Origin of the sequence: uncultured Sphingomonas sp. (genome assembly GCF_946477935.1) — a bacterium.
Classification (GTDB): domain Bacteria; phylum Pseudomonadota; class Alphaproteobacteria; order Sphingomonadales; family Sphingomonadaceae; genus Sphingomonas.
In genome coordinates this window covers 1-3,734 of record NZ_CAMLAC010000294.1, presented here as the reverse complement: position 1 = coordinate 3,734, position 3,734 = coordinate 1, and the positions used below count along the sequence as shown (strand labels likewise).

5 protein-coding genes and 1 pseudogene are annotated in these 3,734 nt (G+C 65.3%); 5 read left to right on the top strand and 1 reads right to left on the bottom strand.

The window, feature by feature from the left end:
• From Q0U08_RS18680 to Q0U08_RS18670, 3 genes are all read left to right on the top strand, one after another.
• A partial coding sequence (locus tag Q0U08_RS18680) for a hypothetical protein (RefSeq protein ID WP_298093226.1) occupies positions 1-455 on the top strand: 455 nt, incomplete at its 5' end.
• Positions 456-537: 82 nt separating this feature from the next.
• Complete coding sequence (locus Q0U08_RS18675; protein ID WP_298093224.1) at positions 538-765, top strand: hypothetical protein; 228 nt, start codon at positions 538-540, stop codon at positions 763-765.
• Positions 766-975: 210 nt separating this feature from the next.
• Complete coding sequence (locus Q0U08_RS18670; RefSeq protein WP_298093223.1) at positions 976-2,256, top strand: glycoside hydrolase family 130 protein; 1,281 nt, start codon at positions 976-978, stop codon at positions 2,254-2,256.
• Positions 2,257-2,261: 5 nt separating this feature from the next.
• Here the strand turns inward: Q0U08_RS18670 and Q0U08_RS18665 are convergent, their stop codons facing one another.
• Positions 2,262-2,768 carry a hypothetical protein gene (locus Q0U08_RS18665; protein ID WP_298093221.1) on the bottom strand — a complete coding sequence of 169 codons (507 nt, stop codon included), beginning with the start codon at positions 2,766-2,768 and terminating at the stop codon, positions 2,262-2,264.
• Between the two features lie 110 nt (positions 2,769-2,878).
• On the opposite strand from Q0U08_RS18665, the gene Q0U08_RS18660 reads away from it, so the two are divergent.
• Positions 2,879-3,547 (top strand): response regulator transcription factor, encoded by a 669-nt coding sequence (locus Q0U08_RS18660; protein ID WP_298093220.1) that lies wholly within the window; start codon positions 2,879-2,881, stop codon positions 3,545-3,547.
• A 2-nt stretch (positions 3,548-3,549) separates the two neighbouring features.
• Positions 3,550-3,734, top strand: a pseudogene (locus Q0U08_RS18655) (ATP-binding protein); the annotation flags it as partial.

The following is a 3,734-nucleotide window of genomic DNA, read 5'->3' as shown; positions in this document are numbered from 1 at the left end:
CGGTGGTGGTCGCGACGGCCGCGGGCACCAGCCTGCCCGATCTGGACACCCCATTGAAGCTGCGCCATCGTAGCGCATTGCTGCACAGCATCCTGCCGGTGCTGATCGCATTCCAGGACCGGCGGACCTGGGCCGTTGCCGCGGGACTGGGATTCGGGATCGGGCTACACTTGGCGGCTGACCTGTTTCCCAGCAAGATGCGCGGTTTTGCCACGATCAAGCTGCCGCTATGGGGATCGATCGGGCCCAGGCTGTCCTATGCATGGATCGCCGCCAATGCCGCTGCCAATCTGGTGGGCGCGATGATGATACTCAGCCGTATCGCCGACCGACAGATGATGATGGGCGTGCTGGTCGGGGTGGGCGTGCTTGGCACTGCGTATCTGATGCGCACCGATGGCGGCTGGTGTGCGCTGGCGATGTTCGCGGTGATCGGATGGCTGGCCCTGCGATAGCGTGAAACCCGTCTGGTTCGTGGAAAACTTTCGGGGCCGCTCGCGCGTTGGGGCACGGCAAGACCGAAGGAGAACCGGGCCGATGACCGATACCGCCATTGCCGTGCGCCGGCGCGAGATCGCAACCGAACATCTGCTGTTCAAGCTGATGGAATATGTCGAGAGCAAGCATGCCGGTCTGCTCGATTTCCTGGAAGAAAGTCTGGACCATCTCGGCGACCCGGCGGAGGGCGGCGACAAGGATGACGAACAGGTGCGCGAGATCGCCCGCCGCATGATCACTGGCGCGCGGCGGGAGGGTACGGCCTAGACCGGCATAGCCGATGCTGCACGTCATGGACTGTCGCGGCGACGAACATGTCCACGCGGCTCGCGGCTTTCGGCCTGCCGAGTTCTGGCCAAACCGTCTGCAATCGCCGGGCATGGCAAAAGATCATGCCGGGTGATCGGGGTGGGCCTGAGATTGCTCAGCCAGATCATGGTTTTTCCCTATACCTGCTCCCATGAAAGATCTTGAGCGATGAACGCCGCCGACGTCTTCACCACGCTGGACATTGCGCTGAAGCCCGACCCGTCACGCACGGTGATACGGCCGTTCAGCTTCACCTATCCCGATGCCTTCAGCGACGGGAGACCGACACGGGCGGAGGCGGTGGCCGGGCGGCTCATGGCGCTGGACCCGGCCATGCGGCAGCACATCCTGGATCTGCTCCATCATGCGATGCACAGTCGGCACAGGAATGTCGATCAGGTGTTCCTGCGCCGGTTCGAGGAGGTCAAGGATCAACTGGGCATCGCGGTGGAAGCGGCATGCGACCGGTTGCTGATCGGCGCCTATTTCAGCCAGGAGTACGCGTTTGAGAGCGCGGCTTTGTTTAACCCGTCGATCGTGCCGGTTCCCGATCAGGATCCTCATGATGACAGTATCGCCTTCCTCCTTTCCCTCAGGGGGGTAGGGGAGGGGCATGTCTCGTCCGTCACCTTCCGGTCGGGGACATGGGACGGCGGCAATGGCCTGGTGATCGACCCGCCGAGTTCGCAGGGCGTACCTCCGCGCGTGGAGAAGGGCGACGATGACGGTTGGGTGCGGCTGTGTTCGGAGGAAAGCCAGGATATTTCGGAAACGGTGATCTTCCCGATCCTGCCGAGCCAGCGGCAGGGCGTGGAGGATCTGCGCATGGTCCATTTCACCGACCATGACGGCACGCAAAGCGTGATCGGCACCTATACCGCATTCGACGGGCGGGAAGCGCGTGCCGAACTGATCCGCGGTATCGACCTGCGCACCTACGAGATGCGGCCGCTGGCCGGCGCGATGGCGGCGTACAAGGGCATGGCATTGTTTCCGCGGCGGGTGGACGGCCGCTTCCTGATGTTGGGGCGACAGGATAACGAGAATATCTGGCTGCTACGCTCCGACGACCTGCATTGCTGGGAAACCGGCGAGATCATCATGCGGCCCAAATACCCCTGGGAATTCGTGCAGATGGGCAATTGCGGCTCTCCCCTCGAAATCGACGAGGGCTGGCTGGTGTTCACGCACGGCGTGGGGCTTGTGCGCGGCTATTGCGTGGGTGCCTGCCTGCTGGACAAGGACGATCCCTCCAAGGTGCTGGCACGTACCCCGTCGCCGCTGCTGTTCCCCAGCGCGGAACAGCGCGGCGGTTACGTGCCGAACGTCACCTATAGCTGCGGCGCGCTGCTCCATAAGCGCCGGGTGCTACTGCCTTACGCCATCGGCGACGAGTATAGTGCCTTTGCCGTCGGCAGCGTCGACGATCTGTTGAGCGTGCTGGTGTAAGCGGATCAGCCGGCCGGCGGGGGAACGGGGATGGGCGCGTCGCGATCACCGGGGGCTTCGTCCCGCGCAGCGTCATGGCGAGGACCGGGGCCATGCTTCGGGCGGCCATGGCCGGGTCGCGGCCCCACCTGTTCGACCATGCCGTCCGCCGATACGAGATAGGCAGCACGGAATTGACCATCGTCGAAGCGACCCTGGACGGAGATCGTCTGCCCGGCGGCCGGCAGGCGATCGGGGCGGCCGGCATCGATCATCGCCCGCCCCGTCCCATCGGCCATCACGAAGCGGTCGCCATAAACTTCCGTTATCCGGCCCTTGATCCTCACGATGCCTTGCGATCCGGCCAGTCGTGCGATCGGTGTGACGGTCGTTGGGGCCATCCGGATTTCCGGGTGGGAGAAGGCGGCGCCCCCGGTACCGCCGGCCGCCGCGCCGATCGCGAGCAGCGCCACGGCCACGGCCGCCCGTCCACCTGCCGACATCTGCGTGATATGATCGTTCAACTTGCGCATCGCATGATCCTCTGCATTGCTATGGATCGGTGACTAGCGCCGCCCGGTGGGCGGCTCGCTGAACCCCGCGGTTCAGTTTCGGTTTAGCCTGAAGGCGTAGCGGACGAGCCATGCGCATCCTGTTGGTTGAAGACGACGCCGATCTGGGCCCCGCCATCGCCAAGGCGCTGCGATCGGAAAACTGTGTCGTCGATCTCGTCACCGATGGCATCGACGCCGAACATCTTGGCGATACCGAAACCTATGATGCCGCCGTGCTGGACCTGGGCCTGCCGCACCGCGACGGCGTCTCGGTGCTGCGCGCGTGGCGGGAGGCGGGCCACACGCTGCCCGTCCTGATCCTGACCGCGCGGGACGGCTGGTCCGACAAGGTGGCCGGATTCAAGGCGGGTGCGGACGATTTCCTGACCAAGCCCTTCCGTATCGAGGAACTGATGATGCGGTTGCGGGCGATCGTTCGCCGCGCGGCGGGCCACGCGGTCACCACGATCACCTGCGGGCCGCTCAGCTACGACAGTCAGAGCGGGCGGTTCGAGCGGGATGGGTTTCCGGTGCGGTTGACGGGGTTGGAGTGGCGGGTGTTGTCGGCGTTGATGTTGGCGCGCGAGACGGTGATCGAGCGGGGGGCGCTGATCGAGCGGGTGTATGAGATGAACGCCGATGGGGACTCCAACAGTCTGGAGGTGATCATTGGCCGTCTGCGCCGCAAGGTGGGCGCCGAGCTGATCGAGACGGTGCGGGGGCGTGGTTACCGGCTGACGGCGGAGCGTTGCGGGTGAGGATGTGGCCGCGGTCGATCCGGGGGCGGATGCTGGCTTTGTCGGTGCTGGCGGGGGGCGTGGCGCTGATCCTGGCGGCGATCGCGACGACCGGGATTTTGACGCGGGTGGTGACCGAGGGGATCGACCGGCGGCTGGACGCGCAGATCGCGCTGCTGGCGAGCAGCGTGACGGCGGACGGTATGAT